The sequence below is a fragment of the Streptomyces sp. PTL18 genome (assembly GCF_059510295.1).
Map to the genome: position 1 here is coordinate 419,325 of NZ_JCAJZO010000001.1, position 22,330 is coordinate 441,654.

Below are 22,330 nucleotides of genomic sequence, written 5' to 3' on the forward strand. Positions count from 1 at the left end.
GGGTTGCTGGGGTCGGGCGCGCCGAACGACCGCGCCCACCGCCCCCGCCGGCCGACGAGGCCGTACATCCATGAGCGGTTCGAGCGATCGGCGGTGAGGAAGGTGCGCGGGGGTCACCCGCGGGATGCGGTCAGGGTGTCCTGACGGTCCCGGTGGCCACGGTGGGCGTGGCTCCTGCGGGCCCGGTGCTGGCCCGCAGGGAGATGGGCGGCGTGAGGAGGCGGTGCCGGGGCGGCGCGTCGGGGTGGTCGAGCCGCTCCACCAGCAGCTCGACGGCGAGTCGGCCCATGTCGGCTGCGGGCACGTCGGCCGCGGTGAGCTGCGGGGTCACCGTCTCCGCCCAGCGAGCGGCCACGACTCCGGTGACGGAGAAGTCGCGCGGCACGTGGCGGCCGGCCTGGGCGAGCCCCCGGTAGAGGCCGCCCAGGGCGGCTTCGTTCAGCGTGACCAGGGCCGTGGTGGCCGGGTCGTCGTACAGGATCTGCTCCACGCAGGCCTGGCCCGAGGCCGCGTCGTCCCCGCAGCAGTACGTCCTCACGGCCAGCCCGCGCTCGGCCGCGGCCTTCGTGAACCCCTCCAGGCCGCGGTGCGCGGATTCGTACCCGGCCCGTAGGAGCTGCTCGGGCCGGTTGACGAAGGCGACCCGGCGGTGGCCGAGATCCGCCAGGTGGTGGACGCACGCCGCCGCCAGCGCGGTGTGGTCCAGGCCGACCCACCAGTCGCCCTCCGGACGGGCGGTGCGGCCGATGGCGACGGAGGGGAAGTCCAGAGCGGCCAGGTGATCGACCCGGTCGTCCTCCAGCCTGATCTCCATGAGGATCGCGCCGTCGACCCGCCGCTCCCCCAGCAACCGCTGGAAGGAACGGTCGCTGTCCACACCGCTGGGTGACAGCAGCACGTCGTAGTCGTAGACCGCGGCGGCCTCCACCACGCTGCCGATGAAGTCCAGCTGCATCCCGGTGTAGTGGTTCCCGGCCGGCGGGAAGACCAGGCCGATCGTGCTGGTGCGGCCGTTGGCCAGGGCGCGGGCACTGGCACTGGGCTGGTAGCCCAGCTCGTCGACGACCTGCTGGATCCTCCGGCGCGTCTCCTCCGAGACCGGACGCTTGCCGCTGAGCGCGTAGGACACGGTGCTCCGCGAGACACCGGCCCGCCGGGCGATCTCACCGATGTTCACGGCGACTCCTTGCTCGAACCGGTTCGGCATCTCGGAGGAGGGACCGCCGCCGGTTGTGAGGACGGGATGGGACGAGACACGAGGATCGGCTGTCGAACCGGTTCGCGTGAAGCGACGGTAGGAACTGCCCCAACCCCTGTCAACACCCCTGACCCACTTCCTTGCCTCAGAAGGAAACCCCGAAGAACCGAGGAGAGCCCTGTATGGGAGGGATTACCGGCCGGGTTCCCCGCTGCTGGATTGTCGAACCGGTTCGATGAAGTGGTCCGGCCGGGAGAGGTGGACGGTGTGGTCTGCGACGCGGCCCGGGTGGTGCGGCCGACACCGTGCAGGCACCTCGGGGCCGGCCGGTGGACGGGCCGGCCCCGAGGTGTCTGTCGTCCAAACGGTTTTCGCGCGCCGCCGAGGCGGAGTACGGGACGGAGCCCGGACGGTCAGGCGCCGCGCTTCTGGAACTGCTGGTTGCTGCCGGTGCCGCAGGTCCACTGGATGAGGCGGGTGCCGTTGGCGGTGGAGGCGTCCTTCACGTCCAGACACTTGCCACTGTGCCGGGCGATCAGGTGGTAGTAGCCGTTGCCCTGGTCCTGCAGCAGCCACTGCTGGTTGGTGCCGCCGTTGCAGTGGTACTGGTTCACGTAGGCGCCATCCGCCGTCGCGGCGCCCGTGACGTCCATGCACTTGCCGCTGTGCTCGGCGATGACCTGGACATAGCCGCCGCCCGCGTCGGTGAGCCGCCACTGCTGGTTGAGACCGCCGTTGCAGTCCCACTGAACGATGACCGCGCTGTCGGCCGCGGAGTTGTCCGATACGTCGACGCATCTGCCGCTGTGCCGGGCGACGAAGTCGTAGGCGGGGCCGCCGCCGACGCCGGTGACCGTTCCGGCCGCCGTGTCGATGGCGATCTGCGGGTACCACGGCAGATCCATGGTGGTGCGGGTCGGGAACGTCAGCGGCAGCCAGACGTACTGAGAGTCGTCGACCGTGCCGCCCATGGAATTGCCCCAGCGGTCGCCCATGTACAGGTATGAGGTGCCCGCGGCGCCCTGGACGGGGAGGACGAAGGCGGTCTGGGAACCGTAGGCCGTGTCATTGCCGACATCCGTCATGGCCGTCCACGGGCCGGCGAGGCTCGTCGCGGTGGCGTACCGCTGCTGGTTGGGCTTCCAGCCGCTGTTGGCGGATGTGAGCATGAAGTAGACGCCGCCCCGCTTGAACAGCGCCGGCGCCTCGCGGTAGGTGCCGGGCCAGGGGTTGGCGACCAGGCTGTCGACGCCGGTGTAGTCAGCGGTGAGCCCGAAGATGTCGAGGTCGGCGTTCTCGTTGGCGGACGAGACCAGGTAGGCCGAGCCGTCGGTGTCCTGGTACAGGGTCATGTCGCGGGAGGTGATGCCGAGCGGCCGGAAGCTGCCGAGGTAGGTGTAGTTGCCGTCGACCGTGTCCGAGACCGCGACGGCGACCCGGGCCTGGGTGTAGTCGGTGGCCAGTTCCTTGTGCATCCACATGACGTACTTGCCGGTGGCGCTGTTGTAGATCACCTTCGGCCGCTCGATGTTGGCGGAGGCCAGCTCGGCGGCACTGTTCCGGGTGAGGACGTTGTTGCGGAACTCCCAGGACTTCAGGTCGGTCGACCGGTAGACCGAGACGTACTGGAAGGAGTTGTCGGAGTTGCGGTTCTCGCCGAACCAGTAGTAGTACGAGCCGACCTTGATCACACCACCGCCGTGGGCGTGGACCACGGCTCCGGTGGTGTCGGTGAACTGGGTCGCGTTGGTCACGGTGACCGAGACGGCCTGCGCGGGCGCGCCGGTGACCAGCAGCCCGAGCACGCCTGTGAGTACGGCCGACAGAAGCAAGCAGACACGACGGAGCATGGGGGTTCCTCCGTGGAGGGCCGGGCGCGAGGGGAAGGGACCGGCGCGGGTTCGACTCATCACAGGCGGGTGGCATCCAAGGGGGAAGCCTCGGAAGATGTTAGAACCTGTGCGTTTCTGGTTGGAGGACGGTAGGACGGCGTCAGCGGCCTCGTCAACGCCTCGAGCTGATCCGCTCTCAGACTCGCACGTCAGACACGTTCTCGATACATCCGATGTAAGCCTCTGCCCCAGGCAGCCCAGCCGTGCATCGACTCCGCGCTTGCAAGAAATTGCGTCATAGGCCTGGACAGACACAGGTCGCGTATCCGTTAATCCATCCGATGTGTTGTGGGTGGAGAGGGAGGGACAGCAGGACTCTCCCGGTCCCCCGACCCACCGGCCGGGCCGCGACGCCGCCTGGTCCGACGTCGTCGGCTCCGGGCGGGCTGTCGACAATCGAACAGGAGGAACCACGTTGCCCCGATCCCTCTCACGTAGATCGGTTCTCGTCGGCATGGCGGCCATGACGGCGGCGGCCGCAGTCGGCTCCGTCGCGGTGGCGACGCCCGCGTACGCCGCGACGGCCGACCCCCTGCCGCTCCCTCCCCTGCGGATCCCGAAGACCGACATGGGAGTGGAGCAGCAGCCCGACTCCAAGGTCCAGTGGCTGCAGGACGCCAAGCTGGGCATGTTCGTCCACTGGGGCGTGTACTCGGGCCCGGCCAGGGGCGAGTGGTGGATGCACAATGCTCCGATCACGCCGGCCGACTACCAGAAGTACGTCACCGACGCCACGAGTGAGCAGTTCACCGCGGACGCCTACGATCCCGCGGCCTGGGCGCAGTTGGCCAAGGACTTCGGGGCGAAGTACGTGACCCTGACGACACGTCACCACGACGGGTTCGCACTGTGGCCGCTGAACCACCCCAACAGCTGGAACTCCGGGCAGGCGCCGCTGAACCGTGACTTCGTCAAGGACTACGTCGCGGCGGTGCGGGCGGCCGGGCTGAAGGTGGGCCTGTACTACTCGCCGATCGACTGGCGCTACCCCGGGTACTACGACGTGTACGGCACCAACTGCGCGACCAACCCCTGGGGGTACACCACCGACCCCGCGCACAAGGAGAACGCGCGGATCATGAAGACCGAGGTGTACGAGTCCATCAAGGAACTCGTCACCCAGTACGGCGTCATCGACGACCTGTGGTGGGACGGCGGTTGGATCGCGGAACAGGGCAGCGACGCCGACGCCGCGTTCTTCTGGGAGCCCGGCCAGTACCGGGACACCGCCAACCAGTGGCCGGTGGACTCCACCTACGGCGAGACGGACGCCAGTGGCAAGCCGCTCGGGCTGATGGGCATGGTGCGCAAGCACCAGCCCGACATCGTCGCCACCTCACGCTCCGGCTGGATGGGTGACTACGCCAGCGAGGAGGGCTCCTCGGTGCCGACCGGCTCCCTCCGCACCGGCAAGGTCACCGAGAAGGTCTTCACCGTCGGCAGCACCTGGGGCTACAACTCCGACGGCAAGGTGATGAGTTACGGAACCGCCGTGAACATCCTGGTCAACTCCTGGATCCGCAACATGACGGTCATGGTCAACGTCGGCCCGGACCGGCACGGCACCGTGCCCTCCGGCCAGGCGAGCCTGCTGCGCCAGATCGGCTCCTTCATGACCGCCTGCGGCCAGTCGGTCTACGGCACCCGCGGCGGCCCGTGGAACCCCGTGGACGGCCAGTACGGCTACACCTGCAAGGACAACACCTTCTACATCCATCTCCTGCCCGGCTACAGCGGCACCGGCTTCACCACCCCGCCGGTCGGGGACGCCCAGGTCACCCGGGTCTTCGACGTGCGGTCCGGCACCAACCTGCCGTACACGGTCGGCAGCGACGGCCGGATCGCCATCAGCGGCATCGACCGCACCACCCACCCCGAGGACAGCGTCGTCGGTGTCACGCTGGACCGCAGCGTCCAGCCGGCCGACATAGCCGCCGGCAAGACCGCCTCCGCCGACAGCGTGGAGAGCTCCAAGGGCAACTACGCCGCCAACGCCGTCGACGGGTCCACCTCCACCCGCTGGTGCGCCAACGACGGCAACACCGGCCACTGGCTCAAGGTCGACCTCGGCTCCACCCGCTCCCTGACCGGCACCCGCATCGCGTGGGAGAAGGACAGCACCAACTACCGGTACAGGATCGAGGGCTCCACCGACAACACCACCTGGACCACCCTCGTCGACAACACGGCCACGACCGGCACCAGCCAGGTGCAGGTCGCCCTGTTCCGGGCGCAGGCGCGGTACGTGCGGGTCACGGTCACCGGGCTGCCCTCCGGCGTGTGGGCCTCCATCCGCAACCTGGAGGTCTACGACCGGCCCTTCACCGCGGACCTGGGCACCTTCAAGCTGGTCAACCGCAACAGCGGCAAGGTGATGGACGTCGCCAACGGCTCGACCGCCGACGGTGCCTCCATCATCCAGTGGCCCTGGAACGGCGGCACCAACCAGCAGTGGAAGCTGCTGCCGAACACCGACGGCTCCTACCGGCCGGCCTGCGTCAAGAGCGGCAAGCTCCTGCAGAGTCCGAGCGGTTCCACCCAGGGCGCCGGCCTCGACCAGGCGACCGACAGCAGCAGCGACAACCAGTGGTGGAAGCTGGTCCCCTCGGCCACCAGCGGCTACTACCGGCTCGTCAACGTCCGCAACGGGTGGTGCGCCGACGTCAAGGACGCCTCCACCCTGGACAACGCCACGGTCATCCAGTGGCCCGCGACCGGCGGCGCCAACCAGGACTGGCAACTCGTGGCCCTCTGAGCGGCGGCCACGGGGCCGGGCCGCACCGGCGGCACGGCCCCTCCCCGCATCCGCCCCACGTCGCCTCACGAGGCCCGTGACACCGGGCGGTTCCGTACTCCGTCGTCGGCGCTGTGCGCGACGACCGGTCCAGCATCCCTGTGTCCTTCGCTTCTCCAGGAGCCGCACCATGTCTTCCGCTCCCCTCAGCAGACGCTCCCTGATGAAAGCCGCCGCGCTCGCCGGCGGCACCATGACGTTCGGCCTGCCGCAGGCCCTGTGGCCCACCGCCGCCGAGGCCTACACCGTCCCCTCGAAGCTGGACTGGTGGTACCAGGCCCGGTTCGGGATGTTCATCCACTTCGGGTCCTATGCGCACCTTGGACACGGCGAGTGGGCGTTCAGTACCGAGAACTGGACCAAGTCCGATTACCAGAACCAGGTGACCAAGGGGTTCAACCCGGTCAGCTTCAACGCCGGCCAGATCGCCGATCTGGCCAAGAACGCCGGCATGAAGTACCTGGTGATCACCGCCAAGCACCACGAGGGCTTCGCGATGTGGGACTCGAATGTCGCGGGCTTCACCGACACCACCGGTACCAGGCTGTACAACCTGCACGACTACATCGGCTTCCAGGGCGATCTGCTGGGGCAGCTGAAGGCCGCATGCGACGCCCGGGGCATCAAGTTCGGGCTCTACTACTCGATACTCGACTGGAGCCACCCCTCCCAGACCTGCGACAGCGCCAGGGGCTACTCCAACATGTCGTCGCCGACCGCCCGCACCGGCTACATCAACGACATGAAGGCCCAGCTGACGGAGCTGATGAACACCTACAACCCGGCCCTCCTGTGGTTCGACGGCGACTGGTGCGCCAACCCCTCCCCGCCCACCCTCGCCGACTGGTGGACCCGGCCCGACGGCGTGGACCTGTACGACTGGCTGACCGCGAACTGGCCGAACGTCGTCATCAACGAACGCGTCAAGCGGGACTTCGGCCTCGGCGACTACGCGGTCGCTGAGTTCGGGATCCCCAGCACGCCGATGGACCGGCCGTGGGAGTCCTGCGCCACCATGAACGGCGCATGGGGTTACAACGCGAGCAAGGAAACCAACTACCGCTCGGTCCAGAGCATCATCCGGGAGATGGTCACCGTCGTCTCCCGGGACGGCAACTACCTGCTCAACATCGGCCCCGACGGCGGCTTCAACGCAGACGGCACCGCGAACGACGGCCACGTCACACCCGGGCAGACGACCATTCTGAACGGCCTGGCCTCCTGGATGGCCACCTGCTCCGACAGCATCTACGGCACCAGCGGCAGCCCCTTCAGCACCGAGCCGTCCTGGGGCACGATCACCAAGAAGAACGGCAAGCTCTTCGCCCACGTCTTCACCTGGCCCACGGGCGGCACCCTGCAGATCCCGGCCGTGTACAACACGATCAACCGCATCTACCTGATGAAGAACCCCACGGTCTCGCTCTCGTACAGCGTCAGCGGCGGCCGGATCGACGTCCAGGTGCCCACCACCGCGCCCGACGCGAACGACTCCGTGGTCTGCGTGGAGGTCACCGGCATGCCGGCCGTCCTCGCGGGCGGCGTCTACACCCTCGTCTGCGCCCGGAGCGGCAAGGCTCTCGACAACGCCAACACCACCCTGGACGGCAACCAGGTCGTCCAGTGGACCCCCGACGGCGGCTCCACCCAGCAGTGGACGATCACCGACCTGGGCCACGGCTACTACAAGCTGGTCTCCGTCCGCAGCGGCAAGGCCCTGGACGGCAACGACAACACCTCCGACGGCGCCGTGATGGTGCAGCGGACCGACAACGGCAGCCACCAGCAGCAGTGGGCCGTCACCTCGCTCGGCAGCGGCGGGTACCGGCTGGTCAACCGGCACAGCGGAAAGGCGCTGGACAACGCCAACACCACCCTCGAGGGCAATCCGATCATCCAGTACACCCCCAACGGCGGCTCCACCCAGTGGTGGAACATGACCAAGGTCGGCTGAGCACCCGGTACGACGGACTCAGGAGCGGATCCGGGCCGCAAGAGGGCCCGGATCCGCGCAGTCGCCGTCGCAGCTCGCCTTGCCGGCCATGGGGCCCCTTCGGCCCGGCAGGAGCTCCCGGCCCAGATCAGCCAGCGGGGTCCGACGCCGCCCCGCGGTGTCCGCCCTCCCGCGAAACCCGGTCCCTCCCCAGCGAGAAGACGTCGGCAACCTTTTCGCCTCCTGCGGTCACTGAGCAGTGCACCAACGACGCGATCTCCTGAACGGACGGGTATGAAGACAGCAAGGCAGGCCGCGCGGCAGCGCAGGCACAGACGAAGGATCATGCTGGGCACCACGGTGGCGCTGACCGCCTCGGGCGTTCTCGCCTACCTGGTCTTGGCATTGGTGCCCGACCGCAAGGCCGATGCAGGGCCGGTCGTGGCCACACCCGTCGCGACCGGCCAAGTGACGGCCGGCAAAGCGACCGGGACGGGGTCCCCGTCCCCGAGCGGCTCCCCGTCCCCGACCGGCTCCTCGAGCGCGACCGGCTCCCCGTCCCCGACGGCGGCCGGCACCACCACCGCGACGGCGAAGTCCTCGCCACCGGTCGCCGCGCGGCACGAGAGAGCGGCGTCCTCGGTGGGGTCGCTGGCGGGGCGGATTCGGCCAGGGACCACGTACCAGGGAGTCGCCACCGCCTACAAGGCCGGGGTCGGAGACGGCGCCTGCCTGTTCGGCCCGAGCCCCGACCTCATGATCGCGGCGATGAACACCACCGACTACGAGGGGTCCAAGGCGTGTGGCGCGTATGTGCGCGTCCGCGCGGCGAACGGCGCCTCCATCACGGTCCGGATCACCAATGAATGCCCACTGCCCTGCGCACCCGGGCAGATCGACCTCAGCGAACAGGCCTTCGCCGAACTCGCCGACCTCAAGGTCGGCCGGCTCCCGATCACCTGGAGCCTGGTGAGCCCCAGCACGTCCGAGACGATTTCCATCAGGTACAAGACCGGATCCAGTCCCTACTGGTGCGGCATCCAGGCGATCGGCCATCGGAATCCGGTCGCGAGGCTGGAGGTCCGCGCCGGGGGCGGCTGGCGGCAGCTGCCCCGCACCGCGTTCAACTACTTCATCTCCGCGGACGGCACCGGGTGCGGCGGTGCGATCCGACTCACGGACATCTATGGAGAACGGCTGACCATCGACGGGATCGCGCTGCGGCCGAACGTCGCCCAACCGACCGGGCTCCAGTTCGCCCGGCACTGACCCGGGCGCCAGGCAGGGTCGCCGACGGCGTCCTGCTCGGAAAGAGTCTCGCGGGGCACGCCACCCACCCACGCCACCCACCACGGATCCCCGTGGTGGGTGGCGTCCGCTGTCCGGCGACGGCGCCGAAGCGCAAGCCGGTCAGGTCCGTCTGTCAGGGTGCAGTCGAAGCGCATCGACGCTGCCAACACCTTGCGGGACTGTCAGTGGCCCTGCTCAAAGGAAGATTCTTTTGACCCGACCTCTTGTTCTCGCACGCAGCCTATCGTTACCTTCGCCGGTAGGTGAAGCGCTTCGACGCCCGCTTCGACGCTTCCGAAGGGGAAGGGCCACCCCATGGGTCACGAGTCGAACGGCAGAAGCTTCGTCAGCGCAGCGGCCCCGGTCGCCGGTGCGGCCGCACGGACACCGCTGCTGTCCGCCTGCGGGGGTGGCGGACAGCAGCGTCGCTGACGGGGCGCCAGAGCACCATGGCAAAGCGTCAGAGCACCACCGTCCGACTTGCCTTGTCCGAGGAGCCGTCATGACGACCCGCAGCCTGACCGACCGCCTGGGCGGCCTCGCCTTCGGCGGGGACTACAACCCCGAACAGTGGGACGAGCCGGTGTGGAAGGAGGACGAGGAGCTGATGCGCCGGGCCAGGGTCAACCTGGCCACCGTCGGCGTCTTCTCCTGGGCCCTGCTCGAACCGGAGGAAGCCCGCTACGACTTCACCTGGCTCGACGCCCACATCGAACGCCTGCACGCGAACGGCGTGGCCGTCGACCTCGCCACCCCGACGGCCTCCCCGCCGCCCTGGTTCACCCTGGCCCACCCCGACGCGCTACCGGTCACTCCCGACGGCACCCGCCTCACCCACGGCAGCCGCGACACCTACTGCCTCACCGCCCCCGCCTACCGCACCGCGGCCCGGCGGATCGCCTCCGCCCTGGCCGAACGCTACGGCGACCACCCCGCCCTCGCCCTGTGGCACGTCCACAACGAGTACGCCACGCTCTGCTACTGCGACCACACGGCCGCGGCCTTCAGGGTGTGGCTGCGCGCCCGCCACGGCTCGCTGGACGCCCTCAATGACGCGTGGGGGACGGCCTTCTGGAGCCAGCGCTACACCTCCTGGGAGCAGGTGGTGCCGCCGCGTGCGACGCAGTGGCACAAGAATCCCGGCCAGGCGCTGGACTTCCGTCGGTTCTGGTCCGACGAGGTCATCGCCGCCTACCGCGAGCAGCGCGACGCGATCCGCGCCCACAGCGACCGGCCGGTGACGACCAATCTGATGCTGCCCGCCTACCAGAACGTGGACCTGTGGGCCTTCGCCCGCGAACTCGACGTGGTCACCTCCGACCAGTACCCCAGCTCACCCGGTCCGGACGCCGCCGCCGACGCCGCCTTCCACGCCGACCGCACCCGCTCCCTGGCCGCCGGCCGTCCTTGGCTGCTGATGGAACAGGGCACCAATACCGTCTACGACCGCGACCGGGTTCTCGCCAAGGAGCCCGGGGACATCCTGCGCCACACCCTGGGACACATCGCCCGCGGCTCGGAGGGCGCCCTGTTCTTCCAGTGGCGGCAGTCCCGCGCCGGCGCCGAGACGTGGCACTCGGCGATGGTCCCGCACGCGGGCCCCGACAGCCGCGTCTTCCGCGAGGTCACGCAGGTCGGCGAGGCCGTCGCCCGGCTCGGCGAGCTGGCCGGATCGACGGTCACCGCATCGGTGGCCATCCTGCACGATGCGGACGCCTGGTGGGCGCTCGGCGTGGACGGTCTGCCCTCCGCGGACCTCGACTACCACGCGGCACTCGGCCGGGCGCACCGCGCACTGTGGGACGCCGGCGTCACCGTCGACTTCGCCCACCCCGAACACGAATTGAGCCGCTACCGGCTCGTCATCGCCCCGGCCCTGTTCCTGCTGTCCGACAAGGGCGCCGAAAACCTGCGCCGTTGCATCGCCGGCGGCGGGACGCTCCTCGTCCAGCACGCGAGCGGATACGTCGACGACCGCATGCACGCCCGCCTCGGCGGCTACCCCGCCGAGCCGCTGCGCGAGGCGCTGGGCATCCGCGTCGAGGAGTACCGGCCGCTGCGGCGGGGCGAGCGGATCACCCTGTCGGACGGGTCCCACGGCACCGTCTGGCGCGAGTCCCTGCGCACCGAGGGCGCGGAAACGCTCGCCGCCTACAGGCACGGCATGCTCGCCGGCAGCCCGGCGCTCACCCGGCACCGCTTCGGCACCGGGCAGGGCTGGTACCTCTCCACCCGCCTCGACGACACCGACTACACCGCCCTGATCACCCGGCTCCTCAGCGAGACCGGGGTGGGCCCCGAGCTGCCGGACCTGCCCGCACACGTCGAAACCGTCGCCCGGCACGCCCCCGACGGCCGCCGCTGGCACGTCCTGATCAACCACCGCCCCGACCCCGTGCCCCTGCCCGAACCCGCCCACGACCTGCTCACGGACGGCACGCTGTCCGGCCTGCCGCCCGGCGGCTGCGCGGTGCTGCGCAGGCCGTGACCTTCTCAGCCGCCGTCCGGCGGCCCACCCGACGAAAGGACAGAAGGGGTGCCCCTTCGGCACGAGGCCGTCCGCGCGACCAACCCCGTGATCCCCGGCTTCCACCCGGATCCCAGCGTCTGCCGCGTCGGCGACGACTACTATCTCGCCTGCTCCAGCTTCGAGTACTTCCCCGGCGTACCCGTGTTCCACAGCCGCGACCTGGTGCACTGGACACAGATCGGCAACGCCCTGGACCGCCCGGACCAACTGCGTCTGCCGGCCGGCATGCCGTCCTCCGGCGGGATCTACGCGCCCACCCTGCGCCACCACGACGGACGTTTCTGGCTGATGGTCACCCATGTGAGCGAGGGCGGCGGCAACCTGATCGTCACGGCGACCGACCCGGCCGGACCGTGGTCGGATCCGGTCCCGGCACCCGGCGTGCCCGGTATTGATCCCGACCTCGCCTGGGACGAGGACGGCACCTGCTGGTGCACGTTCGCCGGGGTCGCGCAGGTCCGTATCGACCCGTCCACCGGGCAGACGTACGGAACACCGCGCAGGTTGTGGTCCGGCACGCCGGGTGCCAAGGCCCCGGAGGCGCCGCATCTGTACCGGATCGGTGACTACTGGTACCTGCTCATCGCCGAGGGCGGCACCGAGCGCGGCCACGGCGTGTCGATCGCCCGCGGCCGTGGGCCCGGCGGCCCGTTCGAGCCGTGCCCGGCCAACCCGATCCTCAGCCACCGCAGCACGGACCACCCCGTGCAGAACACCGGTCACGCGGACATGGTCCAAGCTCCCGACGGCTCCTGGTGGATGCTCCTGCTCGGCGCACGACCGCGTGGCGGCACCCCCGGCTGGCACGTGCTCGGCCGGGAGAGCTTCCTGGCGCCGGTCACCTGGGAGGAGGGCTGGCCGGTCGTCGGCGAGGTCGCCCCGGACCCGGCCGCGCTGCCGTGGCCGCTCGTTCCCGGGCCCGTCGAGGAGCATCGTGACGACTTCGAGCTCGGCGAACTGCGGCCGTCCTGGATCTCCGTGCGGGACCGGTCCCCCGAACACTGCACCACCGGGGAGCGCCCCGGGTGGCTGACGCTCCGCGCGCGGGGCAACGCCCTGGACGAGCCCGACGTCGTGTTCACCGGCCGGCGCCAGCAACACCTGTCGTGCCGGGCGCGCACCCTGGTCGACCCCTCTCAGGGGCGCGGCGGGCTCGCCCTCCGGCTGGACGAGCGGCATCACTACGCGATCGAGGCATCCGCCGAGGAGTTGCGGGTGATCGCGCGTATCGGCTCCGTGCGCTCGGTCGTGGCGACGCGACCCGTGCGCACCGGTCCACTGGTCCTGGGCCTCACGATCACGGACCCGCCGCCTCCGCACGGGCCGTGCACCGGACCCGACGTCGTCTCCCTCGGCGTCGAGGAGCCCGACGGCACCTTCACGGTGCTCGCGGCCCTCGACGGCCGCTACCTGTCGACCGAGGTCGCAGGCGGCTTCACCGGCCGGGTCATCGGCCTGTACGCCGCGGCCGGCACCGTCCGCTTCGACTGGTTCGACTACGAGCCCCGCAACGGCTGAGCCGCACGCGTGGCCGGCGGCCGTGGCTCGTCGCCGGCGGCGACGGTACCGATCACCCGCACGCCCGACCGAAAGGACGACACGTGAAGGACATCGGGAACCCACGACAACGCGCGCACCGGCGCGCTCAGGGCCCCGGACGCCTGGCGGCACTGCTGCTGGCGCTGCTCGTGGTGCTGGGGCTGCCCGGCGGCACCGCGTTCGCCGCGGCCGACGGCACGGGGCACCACCGGCCACGGCCTTCGGTCAGAGTCCCGGCCGCCGCCGTGGACGCCGTCGCCGCCATGCAGCCCAGCTGGAACCTGGGCAACACCCTCGACGCCATTCCGGACGAGACGTCCTGGGGCAACCCGCCGGTCACCAAGGCCCTGTTCGACACCGTCCGCGACAAGGGCTTCCGCAGCGTCCGGATCCCGGTGACGTGGAAAGACCACCAGTCGGCCTCCGCGCCCTACACCATCGACGCCACGTTCATGAGCCGCGTCAAGCAGGTGGTCGACTGGGCCCTCGCCGACGGCCTCTACGTCGTGCTCAACGTCCACCACGACTCGTGGCAGTGGATCGCGGACATGCCCACCGACCACGACGACGTGCTCGCCCGCTTCAGCACGACCTGGGCCCAGATCTCCTCGGCCTTCCGGGACGAGCCGCGCACCCTGCTCTTCGAGAGCGTCAACGAGCCGGTCTTCAACAACGCCACGGACTCGCAGAAGGCCCAGCTCCTGAACGAGCTGAACACCTCCTTCCACACCGTCGTCCGCTCCTCGGGCGGCGGTAACGCCAACCGTCTGCTCGTCCTGCCCACACAGGGCTGCACGCCCTCGCAGGACCTCATGGACGACCTCGCCGCAACGATGGGTTCGCTGCACGACGGCAACCTGGTCGCCACCGTGCACTACTACGGCTGGTACCCGTTCAGCGTGAACATCGCCGGCGGCACCCGGTACGACGCCGATGCGCAGAAGGACATGAGCGACGCCTTCGCCCGGATGCGCGACACGTTCGTCGCCCAGGGCATCCCCGTCTACCTCGGCGAGTACGGTCTGCTCAGCTACCCGGACTACACCCACCCCGACTCCGTCGAGCGCGGTGAGGCGCTGAAGTACTTCGAGGACTTCGGCTACCAGGCGCGCCGCAGCGGGGTCACCACCGCTCTGTGGGACGCCGGCTCGTTCGTGAACCGCAACACGCTGCAGTGGCGGGATCCCGGCATGATGGACCTGATCAAGGCTGGCTGGTCCACACGCTCGGGCACCGCGTCCTCCGACGCGGTCTACGTGCCGAAGTCCGGTCGGATCACCGCCCGGACGCTCACCCTGAACCTGAACGGCACCAGCTTCCGCGGCCTGTGGCGGGGCGGCATCCCGCTGCTCCGCGGCAGGGACTACACCGTCTCGGGCAGTCGGCTCACACTGACGGCGGGCGCACTCACCCGGCTGGTCGGCAACCGGGCGTACGGGGTGAACTCGACGCTGCAGGCCAGGTTCTCCCGAGGCGTCCCCTGGCAGATCGGCGTCATCACCCACGACCTCCCGGTCCTGTCGAACGCGACCGGCACCACCAGCTCCCTCACCATCCCCACGCAGTTCCGCGGTGACAGGCTGGCGACCATGGAGGCCGAGTACGCCGACGGCAGCAACGCAGGCCCGGCGAGCTGGACCCCCTACCAGGAGTTCAACAGCTCCTTCTCCCCCGACTACCCGGGCGGCTCCATCGTCCTCAAGTCCGCCTTCCTCAAGGCGATCACCGACGGCGCACCGGTGACGCTCACCTTCTACTTCTGGAGCGGCGCCACCGTCACGTACCACGTCACGAAGTCCCAAAGCTCGGTCACCGGCACGACGTCCTGACCGCCCGGCCCTCGCCCTGGCTGCCCGCCCCGGACAGCCAGGGCACACCCGTGCCTCGGCCTGTCCTCACTCCTCCTTCGGCGGAGCCGTGCCCCCCGGAGGAGGCTCGCCCTGCGCGCCCTCCGTTTCGCCGTCGGGTCTCGCCCGGACATCCGACCGCAGCGCGCCTTCCGGGCCGGCCGACGACACCCTGCGAGCCTTGAGGACACCCTGCGAGCCTTGGAGCGCTGAGCAGCACATGACCAGCAGCCCGACCGATTCCCCGCCTCCCCCGCCCGACCCGAATTCCCTCCCGCCCGTTCCCGGCAACGGGTCCCGCCTCTCGCGCGGGGAGTTCGACGCCCTCTTCGACGCCCTCACGACCTGGGGCCGCTGGACCTCCGCGGACCGGGGCGCCTGGAACCGGGTGACCGCCGAGCACGTCCGGCGAGCCACCTCGCTGGTGCGCACCGGGACCGTCGTCGCGATGGCCCTGCCGTGGAACACGGTGCCGGGCCCGGACAACGGCAAGCCGGCCCTGCACTACATGTCCGAACTGGGCGACATCGAGGCCCCGGAGCCCACCTGCCACAAGGACTTCATCGCCGTGGACTACCACGGCAAGAGCGTCAGCCACCTCGACGCGCTGTCCCACATCGCCTACCGGGGGCACCTGTACGACGGCCGCACCGCCGCCGAGGTCGTCGACGCCAGGGGCGCGCACTTCGGCGCCGTCTCCTCGCTCGGCCCCCTGGTGACCAAGGGCGTCCTGCTCGACATGCCCGCCGTCCTCGGCACCGACTGGCTGGAGCCCGGCCAGGCCGTACACGCGAAGGAGGTCCTCGCCGCCGAGAAGGCCCTCGTAGTGACGATCGGCGAGGGTGACGCGGTGCTCCTGCGCTCCGGCCGCTTCCGCCGCCGCAGGGAACTCGGCGCCTGGAACCCTGACGACGCCAGCGCCGGTCTCCACGTGGACGTCATGCCGCTGCTGGCCGAGCGGGGCATCGCCCTGCTGGGTGGTGACGGCGACAGCGATGTGCGGCCCTCCCCGGTCGAGGGGGTGTCCTCCCCCGTCCACGCGCTCGCCATTACCGCGATGGGCGTGCCGCTGCTGGACAACCTCGATCTCGAGGCGCTCTCCGTGGCCTGCGCGGAGGCCGGCCGCTACGAGTTCCTGATGACCGTGGCCCCGCTGAACGTCCCCGGCGGCACCGGCTCGCCGGTCAACCCGGTGGCGGTGCTGTGACGGGGCGCGGTGACATCCGCGTCGACAGGGACTTCCGGGACGCCGAGGGACCGGGCCCCGTCCTGTTCGCCGCGCCCGCCGTCACCGAGCGCACCTTCGCCGGGGCGGCCCGGCCGCCCTTGCTGCTCGCACGCTTCGGCGTCGGTTACGACAGCTCTCGACCCCGGGGCCGGCTCCGCCCGTTCCTGCGAGGTGCTGCCCGACCTCGGTGATCCGGAGGTGGCCTGACCGGGGCGCCCTTGGGTACGTCGTCGGACCACCCACGCCCAGCTGTCGGTGACCGTGGTGCCCGACATGCTGACGCGGTGGGTCACCGAGGCACCGCTCCAGAAGCGGAAGGTGAGTGGGTTGCCGCCTTCGGAGAAGAGAGCCGCCGCGTCGCGGAACCCCGTCCCGGCCGGGCGTCGACCTCACCGGCGCAGACGAGATGATCCGCGCCGGCGTGTGGCTGCCGCCCACGGCGGTCCGCCGGCCGGGGCCCGAGCGTGCCTACCGCAGCAGGGACAGATCGATGGCGTTCGCCATGGCCTGCATGCCGGCGTCGTTGGGGTGCAGGTGGTCACCGCTGTCGTAGGCGGGGAGCATCCGGGCGGGGTTGTTCGGGTCCCGGACGACCGCGTCGAAGTCGACGACCGCGTCGAACGCGCCGCTGGTGCGGATCCAGTTGTTGGCTGTGGTCCGGATGCCGGCCTGTGCGCTGCTCTGCGTGGAGTTGGGCAGCATGGTGCCGCCGACGATCCTCACGCCGGCCGCGTGTGCCTGCGCGATGATCTTCTTGTACCCGTCGATCAGCTGGTCGGCGGTGAGGGAGGGGGTGCCGTTGATGTCGTTGATGCCCTCCATGAAGATCACGTCTCGTACGCCCGGCTGGCCCAGGGCGTCGTGTGCGAACCGGTCCACAGCGGCCGGGCCCTGGGGATCCCAGCCGGTCGCGCGGAGCACCATGTTGCCCGAGATGCCCGCGTCGGCGACCGCGAGCCGCTGGCCGCCGCTCTCCGACCGGAGCCGGGCAGCCAGCTGGTCCGGCCAGCGCCGGTTGGCGTCGGTCGTGCTGTCGTATCCGTCGGTGATGGAGTCGCCGAAGGCGACCACGGTTCCGGTGGTCACGGCGGCCGGCACGACGTCCAATCCCGACAGGTAGTACCAGCTCCACATCGAGGTGGTGAAGTTCGTGGCGGCGTCCTCGCCGGCGTGGTTGCCGGAGCCGGCCGCCGACCGGTACGAGGTCTGGAACGCGTCACGGTGGAAGGTGGAGGCGCCGGTCGTGCCCCGCAGGTACAGGCTCACCAGGAGGTCCTGCCCCGCGTCGACCGGCATCGGGACGACATCGCTGGTGAGTTCCGCCCCGGCGGCGATGGTCGGGTTGCCGGACCCGCCGAAGGTCACGGTGTGGTGCGTGCCGGGAACCGCGGCGGCGCCGCTGGACCGGACGGCCACATCGACCGCGCCGACGGACAGCGCGGCGGTGCTGCGCAGGTTGGACAGGTGGATCCGGACCCCGGAACCGGCGGCGCTGGGGTGGACGACCATCCGCAGGGTCTGCTCGGAGAAGGTGTCGCCGCCGGCGGCCATGCTGGGGCCGAAGGCCGTGACCCGGGGGCGTTCGGTCAGGCTCCACTGCTGGTTGGGGTTGCCGGTGCACGGCCACTGGATGAGCGGTGAGTTGTCGGCCGTGGAAGCGCCCGAGACGTCGAGGCACATTCCGCTGTTGACGGAGACGATCGCGGCACCGTCGAAGGTCCAGCGCTGGTTGTCGTTGCCGGTGCACGGCCACTGGATGACCTGTGCTTCAGCCGAGGTGGACGCACCCGACACGTCCATGCACCTGCCACTGTTGATGTTCACCAGCGAGAACGAACCGTCTCCGTGGGCGACGGCCTGCCACAGCTGGCTCGGGTCGCCGGAGGGGGTGTTCTGCACCACGGCCGCCGCGTCGGCCGACGAGGCCGACTGGACCTGTGCGTTCTTGCCGCTGTGCGCAGCGGTCAGGGCGTAGACGTGGCCGTCCTGCGGTCCGGTGGCGGCGGTGGCCGGGGCGACCGGGACGAGCGACAGCCCCAGGACGGTGAGAGCCGCGGCTCCCATGGTGGCGGCCCTGTTCCGACTCCCTCTCATGAGCTCTTCCATGTAGTCCTTCCTCTCATCGGGCGCATGTGGCGACAAAGCCGACGTGCCGCCGCCGGAGCCGTTCGGCTCCGCGTCGCCGGAGGACGCGGCACGCCAGGGGACCCGCCGAACGGGTCGGAAGCCTCGTCGGCGGATCCCTGGTCCTTCCTGACCTGGTGGCAGCCGGTGCGTGGTTCGGATCAGGTCCGCGTCCACTGCTGGTTGGCGCCGCCGTTGCACGAGTAGAGCTGGATTCCGCTGCTGTTGGCGGTGGCCCCCTTGACCACATCGAGACAGAGCCCGGACTCGACTCCCACGATGGTGCCGCCCGAGTCGACCCTCCACTGCTGGTTGGCACCGCCGTTGCAGGACCAGATCTCCACGGGCGTACCGTCGTAGGTGCCGTGGCCCTTCGCGTCCAGACACTTGTCGCCGTACACCCGCAGCTCCTTGGCCGGGGTCAGGGTCCACTGCTGGTTGGCGCCCGCGTTGCAGTCCCAGATCTGCGTCGGGGTGCCGTCGGTCCGGTTGAAGCCCGGCACGTCCAGGCAGCGGCCGGAGCCGGCGCCGACGACCTTCGTGGTCGACCCGATCGACAGGTTGTCGAACTGGCCGGTCTCCTGCTGGCTGTTGCCGTAGCCGGCCTGGCCCGCGCCGTAGGTGCTGTCGTTGACCGAGCCCACCTTGACGCCGTCGATCCACGCGGTGATCGTGTCGCCGTAGAAGCCCAACCTCAGGTTGTGCCAGGAGTTGGTGCCCAGCGCGGTGACCGTACCGCTGGCCAGTGTCACGACGTTGTTGTCGGTGTTGTTGCGCAGGATGGACCAGGCACCGGTGTTGCCGACCCGCAGGTAGTAGCCGTCCAGGCCCTCCGGGCCGAAGGAGTGCTGCCAGGTGGCGCGGCCGATGAGCTCCGTGAAGCCCGCGCTCTCCAGCAGCACGTCGCTGGAGACCTGGTAGTCCTTCCAGCCCACGTCACCGAAGAGTGCGTAAGGGTGCGACAGGGGGGCCCAGGTGATCGGAGCCCGTGGCGACATCTGGCGGACGCACTGCCCGGCGCGTCCGCCCCCGCAGCCGACGACCTCGTAGGCGCCCTGCTGGTCCTGGACGTACCTGGCCTCGGTGCCGGTGGCGTAGCCGTCGTAGGAGTCGGCGTACGGAAGCGCCAGGGAACCCTTCGCGGGGCTGACAGCGGTGCCCTTGCCCTGCCCGGTGGTGGTGGTGAGGGAGTAGACGTACCCCGGCCGGACGGTGAGCGAGTAGGCGCCCTGGGACGGGGTGATGTCGGTGACGTGCACCATGGCGGTCGCGGGGTCGGTCGAGTTGACGTCGGTCGACCATACGTGGACGGTGCCGGTGGACAGTCCGCCGGTCACCGCGAAGTCGATCGTCTGCGCCGCGGAGGCCTGAGTGGTCTCGATGACGGTGCTGTAGTCGCTGTTGTCGGTGGACTTCAGGGTCACGTAGCTGCCGTTGGAGGCGCTGCCGCCGATGTATCCCGTGGAACGGTCGAGGTAGCGCCAGCCGGGCGAGGTGAACTGGGTGGTCTGGGCGGTGACCCACAGGCTCCGGCCCACGGAGTACGCGCCGGACCACGGCTGGTCGGCCACGACCAGACCGGCGGTCGGGAAGGGCAGGTTGGGCGTCATGGCGGCGATCACGGGCCAGTTGATGGTCGCCGTCATCTTCCCGTCGATGTAGTCCCGGTTGTTGGCACGGGCCATCGCCGCGGCGCCGCCGTTGTAGTCCTGCGAGCCGTTCTCACTGGCCCACAACCGCTTACCGGTGGCCAGCGCGTTGGGGGTGCTCGGGCAGGAGGTCTGGGAGGTGAGCCAGCCACAGGGGTAGTGGCTGCCGACGATGTCCACGGACGCGGCGAAAGCGGGGTCCTTCACCATGTCGTCGGCGATCGCCCAGTCTCCGTCCGAACCCACGATCTTGACGGAGGAGTAGCCGTTGGCGTTCAGCGCGGAGCGCAGGCTCTCGTACCACGAGGTGCTGTAGCCGCGCTCGTTCCAGCCGCCCAGGTAGCTGATGGTCAGCCCGTGCGACTTCGCGCAGCCCAGCCAGGAGAGCAGGTAGTCGACCATGTCGTTGGACCAGAAGTTGCCGCCGCCGATCCAGCCCGGTGCGCCCCAGGCCAGGCCGTACAACTTGATGTTCGGGTTGCGCGCCACGGCCTGCTCCATCAGCCACCACTCGTAGCCTCTGTTGCAGTCGACCGTGCCGGCGGTGTGCTCGATGCTCGGTTCCGCGCCGCTGGTGGAGTTGGTGTCGCCACCGATCTCCGCCTTGAGGATCTGCAGGGCGGCTCCGTAGCCGGGCTTGAAGAGGTAGTCCAGGATCTGGCTGCGCTGCGGCTCCGGGTAGTCGATCAGCAGTCTGCTGTTGCCCCCGCCGCCGCTGATGGCGCCGACGCCGTCGTAGGTGCGCCCGGCGGAGGTGCCGTCAAGGGTGATCGAGGTCGCTGCCTGGGCCGGGGCGGCGGCGAGCATGGATCCCATCATTGCGATGACGAGTGCGCACACCATGGCAAAGGTCCGACGTAGCAACGCGGAGGGATACCGCGGCGCCGACTCCCGGTGGCGACTGTCGCGCCCGGTGGGCGGATGTCTGTGGATCAGCATCCCGTTCTCCTCGGGTTGTTGGATGATGACGGGTTTCGTTGGAGGAAGGAGGCTGACGGATCAGCGGCGTTGACGCAGTCGATGTGGAATCAACCTGCGGATATAACCCATGAGGCAGGATAGGCTTGGTCCATTACCCGTTCAGCCCGCAACGCTTCGACGCTGAAGGTATGTGCGACTCTGTTTAGCGTCAATGCTTCTGACTTACCGGACGGCGCTGGATCGGCGATGGGCGACCGGCTGGACGGGCAGCCGAACTGACGCTGCCTCACCCGACAGGTGAACCGGATGAGACATCCCATCTATCCTTATGTCGCGACGACCTTGCATCCGCGCCCGCACGTCGGGCAGTCACTCGGAGGCAGCCGCGGAGCGGGAACGCGCCGGAGCCCGGTGCGCGGAATCGCTTCGACGGGAAGGGAAGGCCGAAGGCGAGGCGACCCAAGACCGGTCACCGCGGCGTTCTCTGCTCTGCGACCTGCGGCGCTGGACGAACTGCGACGCAACCATTGACCGCCCCCGGCCCCAGCCCTACGATCCAGCGAGCGCGATCAGCGAACCGCTTCGACATCTCGAACCAACCGTCGAAGAGTGACGTCCCCCACCGTCCCGGGAGGCTTCGAGCCATGCCTTGGTCCTCGTTCTGGTTCGACCACCGCACGGCGCGCGCCACTGCTCGCACCGATGCGGTCACGCCGACCGCCGGTGACGTGTGGCCGACCGGCTGACCGGGTCCGGCTGACCGGCTGACCGACTGACCAGGTGGCCGGCTGACCGACGAGCCGGAGGTTCGCCCCTTTGGATGTCCGCCGTCCGGCACGCGCACGCGACCGGCCGACGCTCCCTCCCCTCCCCCCTCCCTGGTCTCGGAAGAAGGAGCGCATGAGACACGAACGCCTCTTAACGCCCTGTGCGGCCGCCGTACTTCACGTCCTGGCAGCCGCGGGCACGTCGTTCGGCGGCGGCCCGGGCACGGCCGCCGCGGCCCCGCGGGCCGCCGCCGCGGCGACCGCCGGCTGCGGCAAGGCCCCGGCACTGACGAGTGGTACACACGCGATTCAGAGCGGCGGCCGGACGCTCAGTTACATACTGCGGGTTCCTGCCGGCAACGACGGCAGCCACCCCTACCGGCTGATCTTCGGTTTCCACTGGCGGGGCGGCACGGCCCACGACCACCGCCGGCAAGCAGCTGGTCGTCCACGGCAACAAGTGCCTGGGCACCTCCGGCCGGCAGACCGGCAAGGGCAGCCCAGCGGTGATCTCGGACCGCGGCGGACAGGCCGACCAGCAACGGAACATCCACCCCGACGGCACGATCACTGCGGTGCAGTCGGGGCTCTGCCTGGACGCCAACGGCGCGGGCACCG

Annotated in this window: 11 protein-coding genes and 1 pseudogene; 8 read left to right on the plus strand and 4 right to left on the minus strand. The window is 70.1% G+C overall.

Annotation, left to right across the window (positions count from 1 at the left end; genetic code table 11):
* Positions 1 to 130 precede the first annotated feature (130 nt).
* Positions 131 to 1,177: a LacI family DNA-binding transcriptional regulator gene (locus tag AC5WS8_RS01980; protein WP_496101477.1), complete on the minus strand. Its 1,047-nt coding sequence runs from the start codon at positions 1,175 to 1,177 to the stop codon at positions 131 to 133.
* A gap of 434 nt (positions 1,178 to 1,611) precedes the next feature.
* The gene (locus AC5WS8_RS01985) at positions 1,612 to 3,048 is read right to left on the minus strand and encodes an RICIN domain-containing protein (RefSeq protein ID WP_496101478.1); all 1,437 of its coding nucleotides are present in this window, start codon (positions 3,046 to 3,048) and stop codon (positions 1,612 to 1,614) included.
* A 496-nt stretch (positions 3,049 to 3,544) separates the two neighbouring features.
* Here AC5WS8_RS01985 and AC5WS8_RS01990 point away from each other — a divergent pair, with 496 nt between their 5' ends.
* The 7 genes from AC5WS8_RS01990 to AC5WS8_RS02020 all read left to right on the plus strand — a co-directional run bounded on the left by AC5WS8_RS01990 (position 3,545) and on the right by AC5WS8_RS02020 (position 16,230).
* Entirely contained in the window at positions 3,545 to 5,845 is a 2,301-nt protein-coding gene (locus AC5WS8_RS01990) for an alpha-L-fucosidase (RefSeq protein WP_496101479.1), read from the plus strand.
* 169 nt (positions 5,846 to 6,014) lie between these two features.
* Positions 6,015 to 7,838 (plus strand): alpha-L-fucosidase, encoded by a 1,824-nt coding sequence (locus tag AC5WS8_RS01995; protein ID WP_496101480.1) that lies wholly within the window; start codon positions 6,015 to 6,017, stop codon positions 7,836 to 7,838.
* Positions 7,839 to 8,162: 324 nt separating this feature from the next.
* Complete coding sequence (locus AC5WS8_RS02000; RefSeq protein WP_496101481.1) at positions 8,163 to 9,086, plus strand: expansin EXLX1 family cellulose-binding protein; 924 nt, start codon at positions 8,163 to 8,165, stop codon at positions 9,084 to 9,086.
* Between the two features lie 523 nt (positions 9,087 to 9,609).
* Positions 9,610 to 11,595 (plus strand): beta-galactosidase, encoded by a 1,986-nt coding sequence (locus AC5WS8_RS02005; RefSeq protein ID WP_496101482.1) that lies wholly within the window; start codon positions 9,610 to 9,612, stop codon positions 11,593 to 11,595.
* Between the two features lie 48 nt (positions 11,596 to 11,643).
* On the plus strand, positions 11,644 to 13,155 hold the full coding sequence (locus AC5WS8_RS02010; RefSeq protein ID WP_496101483.1) for a glycoside hydrolase family 43 protein: 1,512 nt from the start codon (positions 11,644 to 11,646) through the stop codon (positions 13,153 to 13,155).
* 83 nt (positions 13,156 to 13,238) lie between these two features.
* The gene (locus AC5WS8_RS02015; protein ID WP_496101484.1) at positions 13,239 to 15,005 is read left to right on the plus strand and encodes a cellulase family glycosylhydrolase; all 1,767 of its coding nucleotides are present in this window, start codon (positions 13,239 to 13,241) and stop codon (positions 15,003 to 15,005) included.
* Positions 15,006 to 15,243: 238 nt separating this feature from the next.
* Entirely contained in the window at positions 15,244 to 16,230 is a 987-nt protein-coding gene (locus AC5WS8_RS02020; RefSeq protein ID WP_496101485.1) for a cyclase family protein, read from the plus strand.
* A 489-nt stretch (positions 16,231 to 16,719) separates the two neighbouring features.
* Here AC5WS8_RS02020 and AC5WS8_RS02025 read toward each other — a convergent pair whose 3' ends face one another.
* Both AC5WS8_RS02025 and AC5WS8_RS02030 read right to left on the minus strand, forming a co-directional pair.
* On the minus strand, positions 16,720 to 18,357 hold the full coding sequence (locus tag AC5WS8_RS02025) for an RICIN domain-containing protein (protein ID WP_496101486.1): 1,638 nt from the start codon (positions 18,355 to 18,357) through the stop codon (positions 16,720 to 16,722).
* A 179-nt stretch (positions 18,358 to 18,536) separates the two neighbouring features.
* Positions 18,537 to 20,963, minus strand: a complete 2,427-nt coding sequence (locus tag AC5WS8_RS02030; RefSeq protein ID WP_496101487.1) for a ricin-type beta-trefoil lectin domain protein — start codon at positions 20,961 to 20,963, stop codon at positions 18,537 to 18,539.
* 1,255 nt (positions 20,964 to 22,218) lie between these two features.
* Here AC5WS8_RS02030 and AC5WS8_RS02035 point away from each other — a divergent pair.
* Positions 22,219 to 22,323 (plus strand): annotated as a pseudogene (locus AC5WS8_RS02035) (hypothetical protein); the annotation flags it as partial.
* Positions 22,324 to 22,330 lie beyond the last annotated feature (7 nt).